Origin of the sequence: Bacteroides faecium (genome assembly GCF_012113595.1) — a bacterium.
Taxonomy (GTDB): Bacteria; Bacteroidota; Bacteroidia; order Bacteroidales; family Bacteroidaceae; genus Bacteroides; species Bacteroides faecium.
In genome coordinates this window covers 6,667,713-6,687,534 of record NZ_CP050831.1, presented here as the reverse complement: position 1 = coordinate 6,687,534, position 19,822 = coordinate 6,667,713, and the positions used below count along the sequence as shown (strand labels likewise).

The 19,822-nt window shown below is 47.6% G+C and carries 15 protein-coding genes; 9 read left to right on the top strand and 6 right to left on the bottom strand.

Going from position 1 to position 19,822, the window contains the following annotated elements:
• Nucleotides 1-43 precede the first annotated feature (43 nt).
• Together BacF7301_RS25435 and aroC are read right to left on the bottom strand one after the other, a co-directional pair.
• On the bottom strand, nt 44-1,408 hold the full coding sequence (locus tag BacF7301_RS25435) for a dipeptidase (protein ID WP_167966988.1): 1,365 nt from the start codon (nt 1,406-1,408) through the stop codon (nt 44-46).
• Between the two features lie 28 nt (nt 1,409-1,436).
• Nucleotides 1,437-2,513 (bottom strand): chorismate synthase, encoded by a 1,077-nt coding sequence (aroC, locus tag BacF7301_RS25430; protein ID WP_167966987.1) that lies wholly within the window; start codon nt 2,511-2,513, stop codon nt 1,437-1,439.
• 160 nt (nt 2,514-2,673) lie between these two features.
• Here aroC and BacF7301_RS25425 point away from each other — a divergent pair, with 160 nt between their 5' ends.
• Entirely contained in the window at nt 2,674-3,240 is a 567-nt protein-coding gene (locus BacF7301_RS25425; RefSeq protein WP_167966986.1) for a calycin-like domain-containing protein, read from the top strand.
• Nucleotides 3,241-3,326: 86 nt separating this feature from the next.
• Here BacF7301_RS25425 and BacF7301_RS25420 read toward each other — a convergent pair whose 3' ends face one another.
• Nucleotides 3,327-4,112 carry a porin family protein gene (locus BacF7301_RS25420; protein ID WP_167966985.1) on the bottom strand — a complete coding sequence of 262 codons (786 nt, stop codon included), beginning with the start codon at nt 4,110-4,112 and terminating at the stop codon, nt 3,327-3,329.
• 19 nt (nt 4,113-4,131) lie between these two features.
• Nucleotides 4,132-5,217 (bottom strand): PCMD domain-containing protein, encoded by a 1,086-nt coding sequence (locus BacF7301_RS25415; RefSeq protein ID WP_167966984.1) that lies wholly within the window; start codon nt 5,215-5,217, stop codon nt 4,132-4,134.
• A 143-nt stretch (nt 5,218-5,360) separates the two neighbouring features.
• Here BacF7301_RS25415 and BacF7301_RS25410 point away from each other — a divergent pair, with 143 nt between their 5' ends.
• Nucleotides 5,361-6,647 (top strand): L-cysteine desulfidase family protein, encoded by a 1,287-nt coding sequence (locus BacF7301_RS25410; RefSeq protein ID WP_167966983.1) that lies wholly within the window; start codon nt 5,361-5,363, stop codon nt 6,645-6,647.
• A 95-nt stretch (nt 6,648-6,742) separates the two neighbouring features.
• Here BacF7301_RS25410 and BacF7301_RS25405 read toward each other — a convergent pair whose 3' ends face one another.
• Nucleotides 6,743-7,324 (bottom strand): FKBP-type peptidyl-prolyl cis-trans isomerase, encoded by a 582-nt coding sequence (locus tag BacF7301_RS25405; RefSeq protein ID WP_167966982.1) that lies wholly within the window; start codon nt 7,322-7,324, stop codon nt 6,743-6,745.
• Nucleotides 7,325-7,803: 479 nt separating this feature from the next.
• Here BacF7301_RS25405 and ilvD point away from each other — a divergent pair, with 479 nt between their 5' ends.
• The 5 genes from ilvD (at nt 7,804) to ilvC (ending at nt 13,824) form a co-directional block, all read left to right on the top strand.
• Nucleotides 7,804-9,606: a dihydroxy-acid dehydratase gene (gene ilvD / locus BacF7301_RS25400; RefSeq protein WP_167966981.1), complete on the top strand. Its 1,803-nt coding sequence runs from the start codon at nt 7,804-7,806 to the stop codon at nt 9,604-9,606.
• Between the two features lie 26 nt (nt 9,607-9,632).
• On the top strand, nt 9,633-11,330 hold the full coding sequence (ilvB, locus tag BacF7301_RS25395; RefSeq protein ID WP_167966980.1) for a biosynthetic-type acetolactate synthase large subunit: 1,698 nt from the start codon (nt 9,633-9,635) through the stop codon (nt 11,328-11,330).
• Nucleotides 11,331-11,386: 56 nt separating this feature from the next.
• The gene (ilvN, locus tag BacF7301_RS25390) at nt 11,387-11,950 is read left to right on the top strand and encodes an acetolactate synthase small subunit (protein WP_167966979.1); all 564 of its coding nucleotides are present in this window, start codon (nt 11,387-11,389) and stop codon (nt 11,948-11,950) included.
• On the top strand, nt 11,950-12,693 hold the full coding sequence (locus BacF7301_RS25385) for an acyl-[acyl-carrier-protein] thioesterase (RefSeq protein ID WP_167966978.1): 744 nt from the start codon (nt 11,950-11,952) through the stop codon (nt 12,691-12,693). The genes ilvN and BacF7301_RS25385 overlap by 1 nt, the downstream gene beginning before the upstream one ends.
• Before the next feature lie 87 nt (nt 12,694-12,780).
• Complete coding sequence (gene ilvC / locus BacF7301_RS25380; RefSeq protein WP_167966977.1) at nt 12,781-13,824, top strand: ketol-acid reductoisomerase; 1,044 nt, start codon at nt 12,781-12,783, stop codon at nt 13,822-13,824.
• 553 nt (nt 13,825-14,377) lie between these two features.
• On the opposite strand, the gene BacF7301_RS25375 is transcribed toward ilvC, so the two are convergent.
• Nucleotides 14,378-16,318: an AAA domain-containing protein gene (locus BacF7301_RS25375; RefSeq protein ID WP_167966976.1), complete on the bottom strand. Its 1,941-nt coding sequence runs from the start codon at nt 16,316-16,318 to the stop codon at nt 14,378-14,380.
• A gap of 66 nt (nt 16,319-16,384) precedes the next feature.
• Here BacF7301_RS25375 and BacF7301_RS25370 point away from each other — a divergent pair, with 66 nt between their 5' ends.
• Together BacF7301_RS25370 and icd are read left to right on the top strand one after the other, a co-directional pair.
• Nucleotides 16,385-18,628 (top strand): aconitate hydratase, encoded by a 2,244-nt coding sequence (locus BacF7301_RS25370; protein WP_167966975.1) that lies wholly within the window; start codon nt 16,385-16,387, stop codon nt 18,626-18,628.
• 2 nt (nt 18,629-18,630) lie between these two features.
• The gene (gene icd, locus BacF7301_RS25365; protein WP_167966974.1) at nt 18,631-19,821 is read left to right on the top strand and encodes an NADP-dependent isocitrate dehydrogenase; all 1,191 of its coding nucleotides are present in this window, start codon (nt 18,631-18,633) and stop codon (nt 19,819-19,821) included.
• Nucleotide 19,822 lies beyond the last annotated feature (1 nt).

Below are 19,822 nucleotides of genomic sequence, written 5' to 3'. Positions count from 1 at the left end.
GTTCTCTTTTTTATCTTTCTATCGGGTGTGGTATTTCACTCTTTTAGAGTCTTGCATATTCCTTATGAAACTCGACCACCGCTTCGATACCTTTACGGAAAATATCCAGTGAAAAGTTCTCATTCGGCGAATGAATAGCATCCGATTCAAGTCCGAATCCCATCAATACAGTTTTGATTCCCAACACTTGCTCGAAAGTGGAAATGATAGGAATACTGCCACCGCGACGCACTGCCAACGGTTTCTTTCCGAAAGCTATTTCGAAACCTTTCTCTGCCGCCTGATAAGCGGGAAGAGAGATAGGGCATACATATCCCTGTCCGCCGTGCATCGGGGTAACTTTCACCTGCACCGTATCGGGAGCGATGCTGCGGATATAATCAGCAAACATTTGAGAAATCTTATGGTGGTCCTGATGCGGAACCAATCGGCAGGAGACTTTGGCGTAAGCCTTGGAAGGAAGTACGGTCTTCGAACCTTCTCCCGTATATCCGCCCCATATACCGCACACGTCAAAAGACGGACGGCAACTGTTGCGTTCCAGCGTGCTGTATCCTTTCTCCCCGAACACTTCCTTCACGCCGATTGCCTCTTTATATTTCTTTTCATCGAAAGGAATATGCGCAATCATTTCCCGTTCGGCTTGCGGAACTTCTTCCACGTCGTCATAGAATCCGGGAACGGTAATCCGTCCGTCGGCATCCGTCACTTTGCTGATAATCTGGCAAAGCGTGTTGATGGGATTAGCCACCGCACCACCGAAATGTCCGGAATGTAAGTCCCGGTTCGGTCCGGTGACTTCTATCTCCCAGTAAGCCAGTCCGCGCAGACCAGTAGTCAGCGAGGGAAGTTCTGCTCCCAGCATACTCGTATCCGAGACGAGGATTACATCTGCTTTCAACAGTTCTTTGTGTTCTTCGCAGAAGGATTCCAAACTCGGAGAACCGATTTCCTCTTCTCCTTCGAAGATGAACTTCACATTATTTTTTAATAACTCGTTTTTAAGCAGATATTCGAAAGCCTTCACTTGAATGAAAGATTGTCCTTTATCATCATCCGCGCCACGTGCCCAAATATGTCCGTCCCGTATTTCCGGTTCGAATGGCTGGCTTTTCCAAAGTTCCAATGGTTCGGCAGGCATTACGTCATAATGGGCGTAGATTAAAACAGTCTTGGCATCCGGGTCTACTATTTTCTGTGCAAAGACAATCGGATTGCCTTTGGAAGGCATTACCAATGCTTCATCCGCTCCGGCTTCCAGTAATAGTTGTGCCCAACGCTCTGCACATGCCAACATATCGTCATGGTGTTCGGGCAGTGCGCTGATACTTGGAATACGGATAAGACTGAACAAGTCCTCCATTATCTTTGGCTCGTTCGCTGCAATATATTTCTGAATTTCGTTCATATTGAATAATTAGCACATTGGAAAATTATTAAAGCTGCGTGGTCTTATCCAGCAGGTAATAATCAAGTATCGTCATGGCAGCCATCGCTTCTACGATAGGCACGGCACGTGGCAGTACACAGGCGTCATGACGTCCGCGGGCTTTCAACGTCGTGTCCACTCCGTCGATGTTGACTGTTTCCTGCTCCATCAATATGGTGGCAATCGGTTTGAAAACTACCCGGAAATAAATATCCTGTCCGTTGCTCAGCCCGCCTTGGATGCCACCGGAGTGGTTGGTATGCGTTTCGATTCGTCCGTTGTTGTTGAAGAAAACATCGTTCTGTTCCGAACCTTTCATCTTCAGTCCCTTGAATCCTTCGCCATATTCGAATGCTTTGGCAGCGTTGATACTTAGCATGGCATTGCCCAGGGCAGCATGAAGTTTGCCGAAAACCGGTTGCCCCAGTCCGATGGGGCATCCTTTGATGACACAGGTCAGCGTGCCGCCGATGGTGTCGCCTTCCCCTTTCACCTTATAGATAAGGTCTGCCATTTCCTTCGCCTTTTCCGGGTCGGGACAGCGTACGTCGTTGCTTTCTATCAGGTCGAGGTCATAATCAGAATACGTACCTTCCAGTTTTATGGCGCCTACCTGCGAGGTATAAGCGGTGATGCTGACTCCCAACTGGCGGAGCGCCAACTTGGCCAAAGCACCGGCTACAACGCGCGAAATCGTTTCGCGTGCCGAAGAGCGTCCGCCGCCGCGGTGGTCACGGATTCCATACTTCACGGTGTAAGTATAGTCAGCGTGTGAAGGACGATATACATTTTTCAGATTATTGTAGTCACTAGAGTGCTGATTCTCGTTCCATACGATAAAACCGATAGGGCATCCGGTGGATTTGCCTTCGAAAATACCGGAGAGAAACTCAACTTTATCAGCTTCTTTACGTGGTGTGGTAAGGATAGACTGTCCCGGACGGCGGCGATTCAGTTCTTGCTGTACAAATTCTTCGTCGATGGTGATTCCTGCAGGAAAACCGTCAATCACTCCCCCAACTCCTTTTCCATGAGACTCACCGAAACTTGTGAGTCGAAAGATATTGCCAAATGAATTAAACATAGTCGTGGCTTTTTTAAAATTACTGTATGCAAATATAACAAAGTTTTTGGTAAGATTGTTGTGAACTCAAAATATCTTCAAAAAAGGAAGCATATTGAACCTTTTTTCTTCAATTCGGTTTATAAATGGCGATTTTATATAATAACTTAACTGAAGACGTATGAAAAAGAATCTATTGTATTTATTGGCATTTGTATGTTCCGTCACTCTCTTTTCTGCTTGTAGCAGCGATGACGATGACGATAGCAAGAAGAACAACGGTAACGAACCCGGTGAGGAAGCGGTGATAACAGCTCCCGATGTAGTAGGGACTTACTGGGGAAACCTGAATATTTCCATGATAGCGGATGGTTCCGACCAGGAGATTGTCATAGCTGACGGACTGCCTAAGTTTATCACATTCTCGCAGGTCAGCGATACGGAAATAAAAATAGAACTGAAGGACTTTGAACTGTTCCTGAACGGACAGATATTGAAATTCGGGGATATTGTGATAGATAAATGTGCGGTGAAGAAGGAAGAGGGCGTTTCCAGTTATACGGGGCAGCAAGACCTTACCTTCCAGGGAGATGCCGCTGCTCTGGGAACTTGCAACGTTATCGTAGCGGGAACGGTGGAAGATATGGATGCGAATATGACTATCAACGTGAAAGTGCCTGCATTGCAACAGACAGTGAAAGTTTCTTTCCTGGGAGTGAAACAGGTGGAGAACCCTGATAAAAACTAATCTTGTAGAAATAAAAAGCGGGGCTGCCTGACGAGGAAATATCGTTCAGGCAGCCCCGCTTTCTAATTTAAAACATATACCTTTCTTTAGAATGCATATCCGAAACCAATATTCAAATATATAGGATACATGGCGAAAGTAATCGTGTGAAAATCATCTTTGAAAATATTATTCAGTCCCCAGGTGAGGTCTGCATACACATTGAGATGTTTGAATGCTCTCCATCCGGCTCCTACCTGCAATCCCCACTGGAAATGTCGCAAGTCGTCGGAGAAATCATAAGTCGCAATCTTTCCATCCGTAAATTCTACTTTAGGTCCGGTAGGGTCGTCCTCACGCAAATACCCTTCGTACACATGTCCCGAAAATTCCCTTGAAAGAATATAGGAGAAGTAGGGGCCTGCCTTTATATTCCATCGGTTAGTCAGTTTGTAAGTTGCCATTAAAGGAATAGTCAGCCCCGCGGTATGTACTTTGGTTTTCACTCCACCCGTCCATACGCCGCTGATTCTTTCACCGCCTTGCCCGAGAATCTCCATATTGTAATTCTTTACGGTAGCTTCGGTCGTCATCGCTTTGTTCTCGAGGCGCAACCCGACGATGATGCCCAGTTTGTTTTGAACAGCCACCCATTTGGTGACTTCGCCGCCGATAGTAATGGCAAGTGTCGGATTATAACCGTCGATTGAACGGATTTCCACCGGCAAGGGAAGCGGCGCCGTACCGCCGATACTGATTCCTGCTTTTACTTCATATTCCAGCCCGCGCAGGGCGGAGCGGATAAGTGTCTCATTTCTGTCCACTTGTGAATACCCCGGCAAGGCTATTCCCATACAAGCGAGAAAACTGAATATATAAGGATAAATTTTCATCTTTCTGTCTATTATAAAATTAATTCTCCGAGTGATAGATTAATTCGACTTCATCAATCAGTAAAGTACTTCCGATAGCTCCGTTGAAGTATGCCCCTTCCAGGCTTGATGTAAATACGATGGCAACATTATATTTTCCATTCTTCAGTTTCTCCTTATCAATAAACTTACCGGGCAGGGTAGTGAAGGGAAGTTTGAAATATGTCCATTCATCTGTCTCCTTAGCGTTGTCAATACGAGCTATCGAAACCAGATTCGGACTGGTGAACGCGTTGCTTCCGTCAAGGGTAGGGACAGATTCAGTCGTTTCGTACATGATAGCATATATATCGCATATGTCACGTTTTCCATCTACTTCCTTACCTCCTTCCGTGAATTTATTTCCTGCCTTGTACTTATAGTATCCTGCCAGGTAAGTTGGCACATACCGGAAAGGAAGCCCGAACTTCGTAGCTTGCAAGGGATTGCTCATTGCATTGCCCACGTCGAAAGAACCGATAAACAAATTCCCGGCAGCAATAGGCATACCCATCAAACTTCCGAAGAATCCCGTACTGCGCGTCACCAAAGAAAGGCATTTTCCTTCTTTACCTTCCGTCACCTGGAAAGTTGGGTAGTCATCAGCCGTCTTGGGTACTCCGGTCATGGCATAGCCGGCATTTCCGCTTGCCCATTCCATTACTACTTTATCTCCCTCACGTTCCACGAAGATATAGTACTTCTTTCCGCCCAAAGTATCCTCGAATTGATAGTTTGTAGCAAGCTCCGTATCTATGACGGACACCGTATAAGTTTTTTTCCAAACGCCATCGGCGGCTGTGACGATATATTTCTGCGGAGAATTAAAATCATGTACTGTTCCGCTTTGCGGACTGATTGTCGCCCCCGGCGTCAGAATAAACTCCGGCGCAAGTGCCGAAACATCCGTTCCCGGACCGACAAAGAGAGTTACTGAGTTATTATTGATGATGGGACTGGTAGTCATTGCTACTTCCGGCAATTTGCAACTGAGGATATCTGCCTCTGCATTGGGAGCTTCGTCGCGAATACAAGAAGACGAAATAATAGCTAATAGCAAATAGAAAATCACGTGTTTTGCTTTCATTTTTCTTTATTCTTGCTGTTAAAGTTGGGTTATCACAAGAATTTATAACAAAATGCGATTTTATTTGTTCACTAAGTTGTGTAGGATAGAAAAGAATTTTCTATTTTTGTGGAAACATTCATAGAAACAAAACTTATATGTTCATGACTGAGTCAGAAAGAAAGCAAATTATAGAGCTGGTTAAAAGAGAGGTGATTCCTGCCATCGGATGCACGGAGCCTATTGCAGTGGCACTTTGTGTTGCGAAAGCAGCCGAAACATTGGGCGAGAAACCGGAGAAAATCGAAGTATTGTTGAGCGCCAATATACTAAAGAATGCTATGGGAGTAGGAATCCCCGGCACAGGTATGGTAGGACTTCCGATAGCCGTTGCCTTGGGCGCGTTAATCGGTAAGTCTGATTATCAACTGGAAGTATTGAGAGACTGCACACCCGAAGCTGTAGCACAAGGTGAACAGTTCATTGCTGAAAAGAGAATCTGCATCTCCCTGAAAGACGATATCACCGAAAAGCTCTACATCGAAGTCATTTGCAAGGCTGCGGGCAAAACCGCCAAAACCATCATTGCCGGCGGACACACTACCTTTATATATATAGCCAAAGACGAACAGGTATTGCTTGACAAGCAACATACAGCCAGTGAAGAGAAAGAAGACGCTTCTCCCGAACTGAACCTGCGTAAAGTCTACGACTTCGCCCTGACCGCTCCACTGGATGAAATCCGTTTCATCCTCGACACCGCCCGCCTGAACAAAGCCGCCGCCGAACAAGCCTTCAAAGGCAACTACGGACATTGCTTGGGTAAAATGCTCCGCGGCACTTACGAACATAAAGTGATGGGCGATAGCGTATTCTGCCATATCCTCTCTTATACTTCAGCCGCCTGTGACGCCCGAATGGCAGGAGCCATGATTCCGGTCATGAGCAACTCCGGCAGTGGTAATCAGGGAATATCCGCTACGCTTCCGGTAGTAGTCTTTGCCGAAGAAAACAATAAGAGCGAAGAAGAACTGATCCGTGCCCTGATGTTGAGCCATCTTACAGTTATCTATATCAAACAAAGCCTGGGACGATTGTCCGCCTTGTGCGGTTGTGTGGTAGCCGCCACGGGTTCCAGTTGCGGAATAACCTGGTTGATGGGTGGCAACTACGACCAAGTCGCCTTTGCCGTTCAAAATATGATTGCGAACCTGACGGGAATGATTTGTGACGGTGCCAAACCGAGTTGTGCCCTAAAAGTAACGACCGGAGTATCAACAGCCGTCCTGTCTGCCATGATGGCGATGGAAGACCGCTGCGTGACTTCCGTAGAAGGAATTATTGATGAAGACGTAGACCAAAGCATCCGTAACCTGACAAGAATCGGCTCACAAGCCATGAACGAGACAGATAAAATGGTACTCGATATAATGACACACAAAGGATGCTGAAATAATATAAAAAAAGGCACGGATTACACGGAGAACACGGTTTAAGATAATTGAAAAAACCGTGAAATCCGTGTAATCCGTGCCTAAATTATTTATTAATGGCAGTGTCCGCCTTCGCAACCGCAATCGTCGCCGCATTCACCGTCGCCACAACTGTCGCATCCGCAACCGCAGCCACCTTCGCCACTCATCATTTTTACTAATTCTTGAATTTCTTCGTTAGTAGCAGGACGGCTTTCGATCACTTCGCCTTCAAAGATAAGGTCAGCGCCTGCCAACGGGTGGTTGAGGTCAACTACTACCACGTCCGGTTTGATTTCCACTACGCTTGCGTTCACGCGCTGGCCGTCACCGGTCATCAAAGGAACGATATTTCCTTCTTTGATACGTTCGCTGTCGAACTTACCGTCGATCTCGAAAATATTTTTCGGAAGGTCAATCACGTGTTGTTCGTCATATTGACCGTATGCTTTATCTGCTTCGATGGTAAACTCAAATTTATCACCTTTAGAAAGAGCGGTCATTTGATTTTCGAAATCCTCGAGTGTTGTTCCTAAACCTGAAATGAATTGAAAAGGGTGTTCAGCTTTTGCTTCTTCGAACAACTCTTTTTTACCATCTTCCATTGTATATAGTTTGTATGCAACGGTAATGTACTTGTTTTCTACTGTTTCCATCTGATATTTTATATTTCTAAATTAATAAATCCCGGGATACGGGTTGACAAAGATACGAATTATTTGCTTGTACACGGACATAGGGAATGTAAATTTCAGATTATTAAGTGCTTTTGTTAGAAAGGTTCTGTGGAATGCATACTTGTATAATAGTTGTAAATTCAACCTTTAAGTGATAAAATAGAGAAATAATACCGCTGTTATCTTACAATTATTAGTTTTTATGTGATTTTTTTCTTCGATTTGTTTGGAGATAATAAAAAAGCCCTTACCTTTGCAGCACGAAAATAAAGAAAAGAAGATATGAATATGCTACATACATCTCTAAACCTGGCAGTCCTGCATATTATTCGCGTCGTGGTGATTCCATCAAGAGCGTGAGGAAGGTTTTTGTGTTGTATGTGTTCGTACCATAAAAGATAAAATTTAGAGCCTTTCTCACTTGTGAGAGAGGCTCTTTAATTAAAAGACAGATTGAAATGAAAAAGCAATTACGCAGTTCGTTTAGTACACAAGGCCGTCGGATGGCGGGAGCCCGTGCATTGTGGGCAGCCAACGGCATGAAGAAAGAACAGATGGGCAAGCCCATTATCGCTATCGTCAATTCGTTTACGCAGTTTGTGCCGGGGCATGTACACCTACATGAAATCGGTCAACTGGTGAAGGCGGAGATTGAAAAGCTGGGATGCTTCGCTGCGGAATTCAACACCATAGCCATCGACGACGGTATAGCCATGGGACATGACGGAATGCTCTACTCGCTTCCATCCCGTGACATCATTGCCGACAGTGTAGAATACATGGTCAACGCCCACAAGGCAGATGCAATGGTATGTATCAGCAACTGCGATAAAATCACGCCGGGAATGTTGATGGCATCCATGCGTTTGAATATCCCTACCGTATTCGTATCGGGCGGACCGATGGAAGCCGGAGAGTGGAACGGGCAGCACCTCGACCTGATCGACGCAATGATTAAGTCTGCCGACCAAAGCGTAAGCGACGAAGAAGTTGCCAATATCGAGCAGAACGCTTGTCCTACCTGCGGATGCTGCTCCGGTATGTTTACAGCCAACTCTATGAACTGCCTGAACGAAGCTATCGGACTGGCTCTTCCCGGAAACGGAACCATCGTGGCTACCCACGAAAACCGTACGCAACTCTTCAAGGACGCTGCTAAACTGATTGTCGAGAATGCCATGAAATATTACAACGAAGGAGACGAAAGCGTGTTGCCGCGCAGCATCGCTACCCGCGAAGCCTTCCTGAACGCAATGACACTCGATATTGCAATGGGTGGTTCTACCAATACGGTGCTCCATTTGCTGGCTGTTGCCCACGAAGCGGAAGTCGATTTCAAGATGGACGACATCGACCTGCTTTCCCGCAAAGCTCCCTGTCTCTGCAAAGTTGCCCCGAATACACAGAAATATCATATACAGGACGTAAACCGTGCCGGCGGTATCATCGCCATCATGGACGAACTGGCAAAAGCCGGACTGATAGACACCACCGTACGTCGCGTGGACGGAATGTCACTTGCGGAAGCAATCAACGAATATTCAATCACCAGCCCGAATGTCAGCGAGAAAGCTATCAAGAAATATTCCAGTGCAGCCGCCAACCGTTTCAATCTCGTACTCGGTTCACAAGGCATGTATTATAAAGAACTGGACAAAGACCGTGCCACCGGATGTATCCGTGATTTTGAACACGCATATAGTAAGGACGGCGGACTGGCCGTACTGAAAGGTAACATCGCCCAGGACGGTTGTGTTGTAAAAACGGCAGGTGTAGACGAAAGTATCTGGAAATTTACCGGGCCTGCTAAAGTGTTTGATTCGCAAGAAGCAGCCTGTGAAGGTATCCTCGGTGGTCGAGTCGTCAGTGGCGATGTCGTCGTCATCACGCACGAAGGTCCGAAGGGTGGTCCCGGTATGCAGGAAATGCTTTATCCGACCTCTTATATAAAATCCCGTCATCTCGGAAAAGAATGTGCTTTGATCACCGACGGACGTTTCAGTGGTGGAACTTCCGGCTTGAGTATCGGACACGTGTCTCCCGAAGCGGCAGCAGGAGGTAATATTGGGAAAATTGTTGATGGAGATATTATCGAAATCGATATTCCGGCCCGGACGATTAACGTGCGACTAACGGATGAAGAACTGGCTGCCCGCCCGATGACACCCGTCACCCGTGACCGTTACGTGCCGAAGAGTCTGAAGGCATACGCCAGCATGGTAAGCTCCGCCGATAAGGGAGCAGTGAGAATAATCGATTGATACACATCTTTCAATACTAAAAAAGAATGAGTAAAGACTTAATAACAGGTGGAGAGGCGTTGATGCGCGCTTTGGAACATCAGGGAGTAAATACCATCTTCGGATACCCCGGCGGTTCTATTATGCCGGTATTTGATGCCTTATTCGACCATCAAGATACATTGAACCACATCTTGGTTCGCCACGAACAGGGAGCTGCCCATGCAGCGCAAGGGTATGCCCGCGTATCGGGTGAAGTCGGTGTTTGTCTGGTGACAAGCGGCCCCGGTGCTACAAACACGATTACCGGTATCGCCGATGCCATGATAGACAGTACGCCTATCGTTGTGATTGCCGGACAGGTAGGAACGGCTTTCCTTGGAACAGATGCTTTTCAGGAAGTTGACCTGGTGGGCATCACCCAGCCAATCGCCAAATGGAGTTATCAGATTCGTCGTGCCGAAGATGTAGCCTGGGCGGTAGCACGCGCTTTCTATATTGCCCGTAGCGGTCGTCCCGGCCCGGTAGTACTGGACTTTGCCAAGAATGCTCAAGTAGAGAAAACGAAATACGAACCGACAAAAGTCGATTTCATACGCAGCTATGTTCCCGTACCCGATACGGACGCGGACTCTGTAAAAGCGGCTGCCGAACTGATTAACAATGCCGAACGTCCGCTTGTATTGGTAGGGCAGGGCGTTGAATTGGGGAATGCGCAAAGCGAACTGCGTACCTTCATCGAAAAGGCGGATATGCCGGCCGGCTGTACGTTGCTCGGACTTTCGGCTTTGCCGACGGAACACCCGTTGAATAAAGGTATGTTGGGTATGCACGGCAACTTAGGCCCGAATATCAACACCAACAAATGCGATGTCCTGATTGCTGTCGGCATGCGTTTCGACGACCGTGTGACAGGCAACCTCGCCACTTACGCCAAGCAAGCGAAAGTAATCCACTTCGACATCGACCCTGCTGAAGTAAACAAAAATGTGAAAGTAGATATCGCTGTCTTGGGCGATTGCAAGCATACACTGGCATCTGTTACGGAACTTCTGAAAAAGAACACGCATACCGAATGGATAGACAGCTTCAAGGAATACGAAAAGGTAGAGGAAGAAAAGGTAATCCGCCCCGAACTTCATCCCGCTACGAACTCATTGAGCATGGGCGAAGTAGCACGTGCGGTAAGCGACGCTACCCATCACGAAGCAGTTTTGGTGACAGACGTAGGACAGAATCAGATGATTTCCGCCCGCTACTTTAAATATTCGAAAGAACGCAGCATCATCACTTCCGGCGGACTCGGAACGATGGGCTTCGGACTTCCCGCCGCTATCGGCGCCACTTTCGGCGCACCGGAACGTACCGTATGTGCTTTTATGGGCGACGGCGGACTCCAAATGAACATCCAGGAGCTGGGAACCATCATGGAACAGAAAGCTCCGGTGAAAATCATCTGCCTGAACAACAATTACCTCGGCAACGTGCGCCAATGGCAAGCTATGTTCTTCAATCGCCGCTACTCATTCACGCCGATGCTGAACCCGGACTACATGAAAATAGCTTCGGCCTATGAAATTCCTTCCAAACGCGTCTTCACCCGTGAAGAACTGAAGGAAGCCATCAAGGAGATGCTAGCTACGGACGGCCCGTTCCTGCTCGAAGCCTGTGTAGTGGAAGAGGGCAATGTCTTGCCGATGACTCCCCCGGGCGGCTCGGTAAATCAAATGTTGCTGGAGTGCTAGGAGAAGTTGAGAGTTGAGAATGGAGAGTTGAGAGTTCACAATTTAAAATTAGAATTATGAGTGATAAGACATTATATACTATCATTGTTCATTCGGAGAATATTGCCGGATTGCTGAACCAGGTAACGGCTGTATTTACCCGTCGGCAGATAAATATTGAAAGCCTGAATGTATCCGCGTCGTCAATCAAAGGCGTACACAAATATACTATCACGGCTTGGACGGATAAAAATACGATTGAAAAGGTAGTGAAGCAGATTGAAAAGAAGATTGACGTCATTCAGGCGCACTACTTCACGGAAGATGAAATCTACTTCCATGAGATTGCATTATATAAGGTATCTACTCCTGAGTTTCAGGAGACACCGGAAGCGTCTAAAGTGATACGCAGATATAACGCCCGCGTGGTAGAGGTGAATCCTGTATTCTCCATTGTCGAGAAGAACGGTATGAGTGAGGATATAACTTCGCTCTACGGTGAACTGAAGGCTTTGAATTGTGTTTTGCAATTTGTCCGTTCGGGACGTGTAGCTATCACTACCAGTTGTTTTGAACGGGTGAACGAGTTTCTCGACGGACGGGAAGCCAGCTATAACCAAAGTAAAAACCTGCAAGAATAATGAGTGAATCAAATAAAATAGGAACTTACAAGTTTGTGGCAGAACCCTTTCACGTGGACTTCAATGGACGTCTGACAATGGGAGTACTGGGCAACCATCTGCTGAATTGCGCAGGTTTCCATGCCAGTGACCGTGGTTTCGGCATCGCAACGCTCAACGAGGACAATTACACCTGGGTACTTTCCCGACTGGCTATCGAACTGGACGAAATGCCCTACCAATACGAGGACTTCTCGGTTCAGACATGGGTGGAAAATGTATATCGCCTGTTCACTGACCGTAACTTTGCTGTTATCAATAAAGATGGCAAGAAGATAGGTTACGCCCGTTCGGTATGGGCTATGATTAACCTGAACACCCGCAAGCCTGCCGACCTCTTGACGCTGCATGGCGGCAGCATCGTAGACTATGTGTGCGATGAACCCTGCCCGATAGAAAAGCCCTCACGCATCAAGGTGACCAGCGACCAGCCATTGGCTACGCTGACGGCCAAGTATAGTGACATTGACATCAACGGTCATGTGAACAGCATCCGCTACATAGAACATATCCTTGATTTGTTTCCGATAGAGTTGTACAAGACCAAACGTATCCGCCGTTTCGAAATGGCATACGTGGCGGAAAGTTATTTTGGAGATGAACTCTCGTTCTTCTGTGACGAAGTCAATGATAACGAATTCCATGTCGAAGTGAAGAAGAACAGCAGCGAAGTAGTCTGCCGCTCGAAGGTGGTATTTGAATAACTCAGGAATAGTATTTGAATAATATAGAATATAAAATCAATTAATAACGGATGGCGTAAGCCATCAAAACTAAAAACAAAAAAGAAAATGGCACAGTTGAATTTTGGCGGAACTGTTGAAACAGTAGTAATCCGTGACGAATTTCCATTAGAAAAAGCTCGTGAAGTATTGAAGAATGAAACCATTGCTGTAATCGGTTATGGCGTGCAGGGTCCGGGACAGGCATTGAACTTGCGTGATAACGGTTTCAATGTAATCGTTGGCCAGCGTGAAGGAAAAACATACGATAAAGCAGTAGCAGACGGATGGGTTCCGGGTGAAACGTTGTTCGGAATCGAAGAAGCTTGCGAGAAAGGTACTATCATTATGTGCCTTTTGTCTGACGCGGCAGTAATGTCTGTATGGCCTACTATCAAGCCTTACCTGACTGCCGGAAAAGCTCTTTATTTCTCTCACGGTTTTGCTATCACCTGGAACGACCGTACAGGCGTAGTTCCCCCTGCTGATATCGACGTAATCATGGTTGCCCCTAAAGGCTCGGGTACTTCTTTGCGTACCATGTTCCTCGAAGGCCGCGGCTTGAACTCTTCTTACGCTATCTACCAGGATGCTACGGGCAAGGCTTACGAAAAAACAATCGCACTGGGTATCGGTATCGGTTCTGGTTATCTGTTCGAAACGACTTTCCAACGTGAAGCTACTTCCGACCTGACAGGCGAACGCGGTTCATTGATGGGTGCTATCCAAGGTCTGCTGCTGGCACAATACGAAGTATTGCGTGAAAACGGTCATACTCCTTCCGAAGCATTCAACGAAACAGTAGAAGAATTGACTCAGTCACTGATGCCGTTGTTTGCAAAGAACGGTATGGACTGGATGTATGCAAACTGCTCTACTACTGCCCAACGTGGTGCTCTTGACTGGATGGGCCCCTTCCACGACGCTATCAAGCCGGTAGTTGAAAAGTTGTACCACAGCGTTAAGACAGGTAACGAAGCTCAGATTTCTATCGACAGCAACTCTAAAGTGGATTATCGTGAGAAACTGGAAGAAGAACTGAAGGCATTGCGCGAAAGCGAAATGTGGCAGACTGCTGTGACAGTACGCAAACTTCGTCCGGAAAATAACTAATCCGACCGGATGATGTAAGTTTTATAGGAAGGGAGAACTTTGGGGTTCTCCCTTTTCTTTTACCCGATAATAAGCTGTTAATCTGTATTCTAGGAAAATGAAAGTTTTTTTAGAAAATATATGGCGGTTATAGGCGAAAAATGTAAGTTTATGTTTATCTTTGCGACATCAAACTGGAACAAATGATACCGTATGAGAAGTATTTTGTTTATTTTTAAATTTTAGTCTGTATTCGCAGCTTGTTTTTTGGAAGTTGTGTGATGATAAGTTTTGTTGATTAAAGATACTGATTATTCCAAGCCGGTAGTTGGTTGTATTATTCCCCTTTTTAGTTTGATGCTTTTTCGGAACTCCATTGAAGAAAGATTCATGTGGATACTGATGATGAACTCTTTTGATATATATCTATTTTTAATTTGCTGTAGCGGTAAATTGATGAGATAGAAATAATAGTACCTAAAATAATAAAATATTGTTTGTTTTGTTTGTGTTAATAAGGAGTTTGGTTTCGTGAGAAAGTGAATTCTTGACAACTAAAAAGAGGATTAATAAGTTAATCCTCTTTTTTAATGAACGACATCAACTTCTTGTAGAAAGAATGTTTGGTCAGGGTGGCTGCATCTCCCAGTATGACGAGCTTCATTCGTGCCCGGGTGATAGCCACGTTCATTCTTCGCAAATCATTTAAGAATCCTATCTGCCCATCTTCGTTGGCGCGGACAAGACTGATAAAGATAACATCTCGTTCCTGGCCTTGAAAGCCGTCTACCGTATTCACGGTGATGAGGCTGCGGAAAGGGCGCAGGAAACTGTTTCCTTTGATTTTGCTTCTCAGATATTGCACCTGTGCCTTATAAGGTGAAATCAGCCCGAAATCAATCCGCTCTTCCAATATTCGTTCCTTGCCGATTCGGTTGATATATGCTTCCAGTTCCTGTAAGAGCAGGTTCGCTTCCTCTTTGTTGATACGTCCGAAGCTCTCGCCCACAAACTCTTCGTGAAAATCCATTTCCGAGGTATCTATCCAGTTCATCGGCGTGTCGAAATCGAGGATTCCCCGGTAACGCACTTCGGGAGCAGCTTCCAGTTCACCGTGGTAGAACCAGTCGGAAGGAAACTGCATGATGGCTTCGTGCATTCTGTACTGCACTTTCAATAATGAGACGGCCGACGGTTTTTGTTGAACTATCTTTTCCATTAATGTGCGTTCCAGTCCACCGCGGGCAGCTTCTATGCATTTAATGGTAGGCGGAAGCTGGCAATGGTCGCCGGCGAGGATGACCCGGTCTGCCTTGCGGATGGCAATCCAGCAGGCGGCTTCGAGTGCTTGGGCGGCTTCGTCTATAAATAAGGTGGGAAACCGTCGCCCGTTGAGCAGGCGGTGGTTGCTGCTCACCAAAGTAGAGGCAATCACACGGGCACTGTCGAAAAGGTCGGCATTGATGGCTATCTCCAGTTCCGTGGCGCGGTCGCGCAGGCGGCTCATGCGGCTGCGCATACCCTCCCGTTCGGCGTAACTTCCCCGGCGCATTCGTCCGTTCATTTCGCGGATAGACTTGCGGATACCCCATAGCTCCGGATAGGCCGGATGACTCTCGAACCGTCGTTCGTAAGTGGAAGACAACATTTTGTCGTTTACTCGCGTAGGATTTCCGATGCGCAGCACCGCTACACCCCGGTCTACCAGTTTCTCACAAATCCAGTCGACAGCCGTATTACTCTGCGCACAGACAAGCACCTGCGGTTCCCGATGCAACGTTTCATAAATGGCTTCGACAAGCGTAGTCGTTTTTCCCGTTCCCGGCGGACCGTGGACGATAGAGACATCACGAGTGCAGAGCACCTTGTTGACAGCCGTCTCCTGCGTACTGTTCAGCCACGGAAAGCGTACCGGATACAACTCACGAAATCCCGGCTTTAGCGTTCCGAGCAGCGTGTCGCGCAATTCTGCCAACCGGTTGCCTTTGGCGCGGATTACATCTTCCAACGCTTCGAACATAGCCCGATAAGACGTCTCGTCGAAATAAAGCTGCACGCCAAGCAGTATATTGGGAGTTTGCAACTCCACCAAAGCCCCCGCTCCGGGCAATACGACCACCATTCGCTCTTCATCCGCGTAACTGACGGTAGCGATGAAATTCATGTACTTCATCTTCCCCTCAAGCGACTGGTGGAAGAAGCAGACGGGACGCCCGAACTCAAAAGAGTGCTCTATTTCTTTATTTTCGGTACGTGTAATATCTATTACAAGCTGATTCAGAGAATTGTAGTAACTTCGACCGAGAGAGACGGGATGCCAGCACAGACCGCGTTTCACTTTCCGGGCAACGCCCATCGTTTCGGTCTGCCGCTTGAACTCCTCTTTTTCGTATTCGTACTCCATCCGTAGAAGGAGCTGTTGTTGCTGAAGATCGGCTGTCGGACTTTTCGGATTATTATTCATAATAGATGCAAAGGTAACAATTCTTCTCCCCGGGTCGAAAAAATATTTCATTTTGTTAAACATTACTCGAACGTCGTTCGTTATTTTTATAGATAGACTAAAAAAACAAAAAGCGATATGGTATACGATGTGACTATGTTAGAAGCCTTCTACGCTGCTTATAAAGGAAAGCTGGAACACGTGCGGGCTGTATTGAAACGTCCTTTGACGTTGGCCGAGAAAATCTTGTATGCTCATCTTTATGATGCAGCTGATGTGAAAGACTACAAACGGGGAGAGGACTATGTGAATTTCCGTCCCGACCGGGTGGCTATGCAGGACGCTACCGCCCAGATGGCTCTGCTCCAATTCATGAACTCCGGCAAGGACCGGGTGGCCGTGCCATCCACGGTGCATTGCGACCACTTGATACAAGCCTACAAAGGGGCGAAGGAAGACATTGCCACGGCAAGAATGACCAACGAAGAAGTGTACGACTTCCTTCGCGACGTCTCTTCCCGCTACGGTATCGGCTTCTGGAAACCGGGTGCAGGCATCATCCACCAGGTGGTACTCGAAAACTATGCATTCCCCGGTGGAATGATGGTGGGAACGGACTCTCACACTCCGAACGCAGGTGGTCTTGGCATGGTGGCTATCGGTGTCGGTGGCGCGGATGCCGTGGACGTAATGACCGGCATGGAGTGGGAACTGAAAATGCCGAAGATTATCGGTGTCCGCCTGACCGGAAAACTGAACGGTTGGGCATCTCCGAAAGATGTCATCCTCAAACTCGCCGGCATCCTCACCGTAAAAGGCGGAACGAACGCTATCATCGAATACTTCGGTCCCGGCACCGAATCTCTGTCCGCCACAGGAAAAGCGACCATCTGCAATATGGGCGCCGAAGTAGGAGCTACCACCTCGCTTTTCCCGTTCGACAGGCGTATGGCTACTTACTTGAGAGCCACGGGAAGAGAATGTGTTGTCGATTTGGCTGAATCTGTTGGTGCTGACCTTCGGGCCGACGAAGTAGTGACGGATGAACCTACGAAATATTACGACCGTGTCATTGAAATAGATCTGTCGGAACTCGAACCTTATATAAACGGCCCTTTCACGCCGGATGCCGCCACACCTATCTCTGAGTTTGCGGAGAAAGTATTATTGAACGGTTATCCCCGCAAGATGGAAGTCGGACTCATCGGTTCGTGCACTAACTCTTCTTATCAGGACTTGAGCCGTGCCGCTTCTTTGGCGAAGCAGGTAGCCGAAAAGAATTTGAGCGTAGCCGCCCCGCTGATTGTGAATCCGGGTTCGGAACAGATTCGCGCCACTGCCGAGAGAGACGGAATGATTGGTGCTTTCGAGCAAATCGGAGCTACCATTATGGCGAACGCCTGCGGCCCTTGTATCGGTCAGTGGAAACGTGAGACGGATGACCCGACACGGAAGAACTCCATCGTCACCTCTTTCAACCGTAACTTTGCGAAGCGTGCCGACGGCAACCCCAATACCTATGCTTTTGTCGCTTCTCCCGAACTGACTATGGCACTAACTATCGCGGGCGACCTCTGCTTCAACCCATTGAAAGACAGATTAGTGAACCACGACGGCGAAAAGGTAAAATTGGCTGAACCTGTCGGCGACGAACTTCCTTTGAAGGGCTTTACGCAGGGCAACGAAGGCTATATCGCTCCGCACGGAGCAAAAACGGAAATCAAAGTGAAACCGGATTCCCAACGCCTGCAACTACTGATTCCTTTCCCTGCCTGGGACGGTCAAGACTTGCTGAATATGCCCTTGTTAATCAAGGCACAAGGCAAATGTACCACCGACCACATCTCTATGGCAGGCCCATGGCTCCGCTTCCGCGGGCATTTGGAGAATATCTCCGACAATATGCTGATGGGAGCTGTCAATGCCTTCAACGGGGAAACGAACAAGGTTTGGAACCGTTCGACAAATACCTACGGAACTGTTTCCGGTACAGCAAAGTTGTATAAGACACAGGGTATCTCCTCTATCGTCGTTGCCGAGGAAAATTACGGCGAGGGCTCCAGCCGCGAGCACGCAGCTATGGAACCCCGTTTCCTGAATGTCCGTGTGATTCTCGCCAAGAGTTTTGCCCGCATCCATGAAACGAATTTGAAGAAACAAGGCATGCTTGCCCTGACATTTGTCGATAAAGCCGACTACGATAAGATTCGTGAACACGATGTCCTTTCCGTACTTGGTTTGGTGCATTTCGCGCCGGGACGTAATCTCACCATCGTTCTCCACCACGAAGACGGAACGAAAGAGAGCTTTGAAGTACAGCACACATACAATGAACAGCAGATTGCCTGGTTCCGTGCCGGCTCTGCCTTAAATGCAAGATAACCATGAATAAAATAACCATGAAAGCAGATGGTACGCTGCTGGTGCCCGATGTGCCTACCGTACCTTATATTACCGGAGACGGAGTGGGAGCCGAAGTGACTCCTTCCATGCAGGCCGTAGTGAATGCGGCCGTTCAGAAAGCCTATGGCGGCAAACGCCGCATCGAATGGAAAGAAGTGCTGGCGGGTGAACGAGCCTTCAACGAGACAGGTTCGTGGTTGCCGGACGAAACGATGAAAACCTTCCAGGAATATCTGATAGGAATCAAAGGTCCGTTGACAACTCCTGTCGGTGGCGGCATCCGTTCGTTGAATGTAGCCTTGCGCCAGACGCTTGACTTATATGTATGCCTTCGTCCCGTCCGCTGGTATCAGGGAGTGCAGTCGCCGGTGAAAGCACCCGAAAAGGTGAACATGTGCGTATTCCGTGAAAATACGGAAGATATTTATGCCGGAATCGAGTGGGAAGCCGGCACTCCGGAAGCTGAGAAGTTCTACAAATTCCTGAAAGACGAGATGGGAGTGACGAAAGTCCGTTTCCCGGAAACATCTTCTTTCGGCGTGAAACCCGTCTCCCGTGAAGGTACGGAACGTCTGGTACGTGCCGCCTGCCAGTACGCGCTCGACCATCATCTGCCTTCCGTGACGTTGGTACACAAAGGAAATATCATGAAATTCACCGAAGGCGGTTTCAAGAAGTGGGGGTACGAACTGGCGCAGCGTGAATTTGCCGATGCCCTGGCGGATGGCAGGCTGGTGATAAAGGATTGTATCGCCGACGCTTTCCTGCAAAACACCTTACTGATTCCCGAAGAATATTCCGTAATAGCCACCCTGAACCTGAACGGTGACTACGTTTCCGACCAACTGGCGGCTATGGTAGGCGGCATCGGTATTGCTCCGGGGGCGAACATCAACTACAATACAGGTCACGCCATCTTTGAAGCCACCCACGGAACTGCCCCGAACATTGCGGGAAAAGACGTGGTGAACCCTTGCTCCATTATACTTTCGGCAGTGATGATGCTCGAATATTTTGACTGGAAAGAAGCGGCGACTCTGATTGAGAAAGCCTTGGAACAAAGTTTCCTTGAAGCCCGCGCTACACATGATTTGGCTCGTTTTATGCCGAATGGAACCTCTCTCTCAACTTCTGCTTTCACACGTGAGATAGTGGAACGAATTGAAAAGTAAA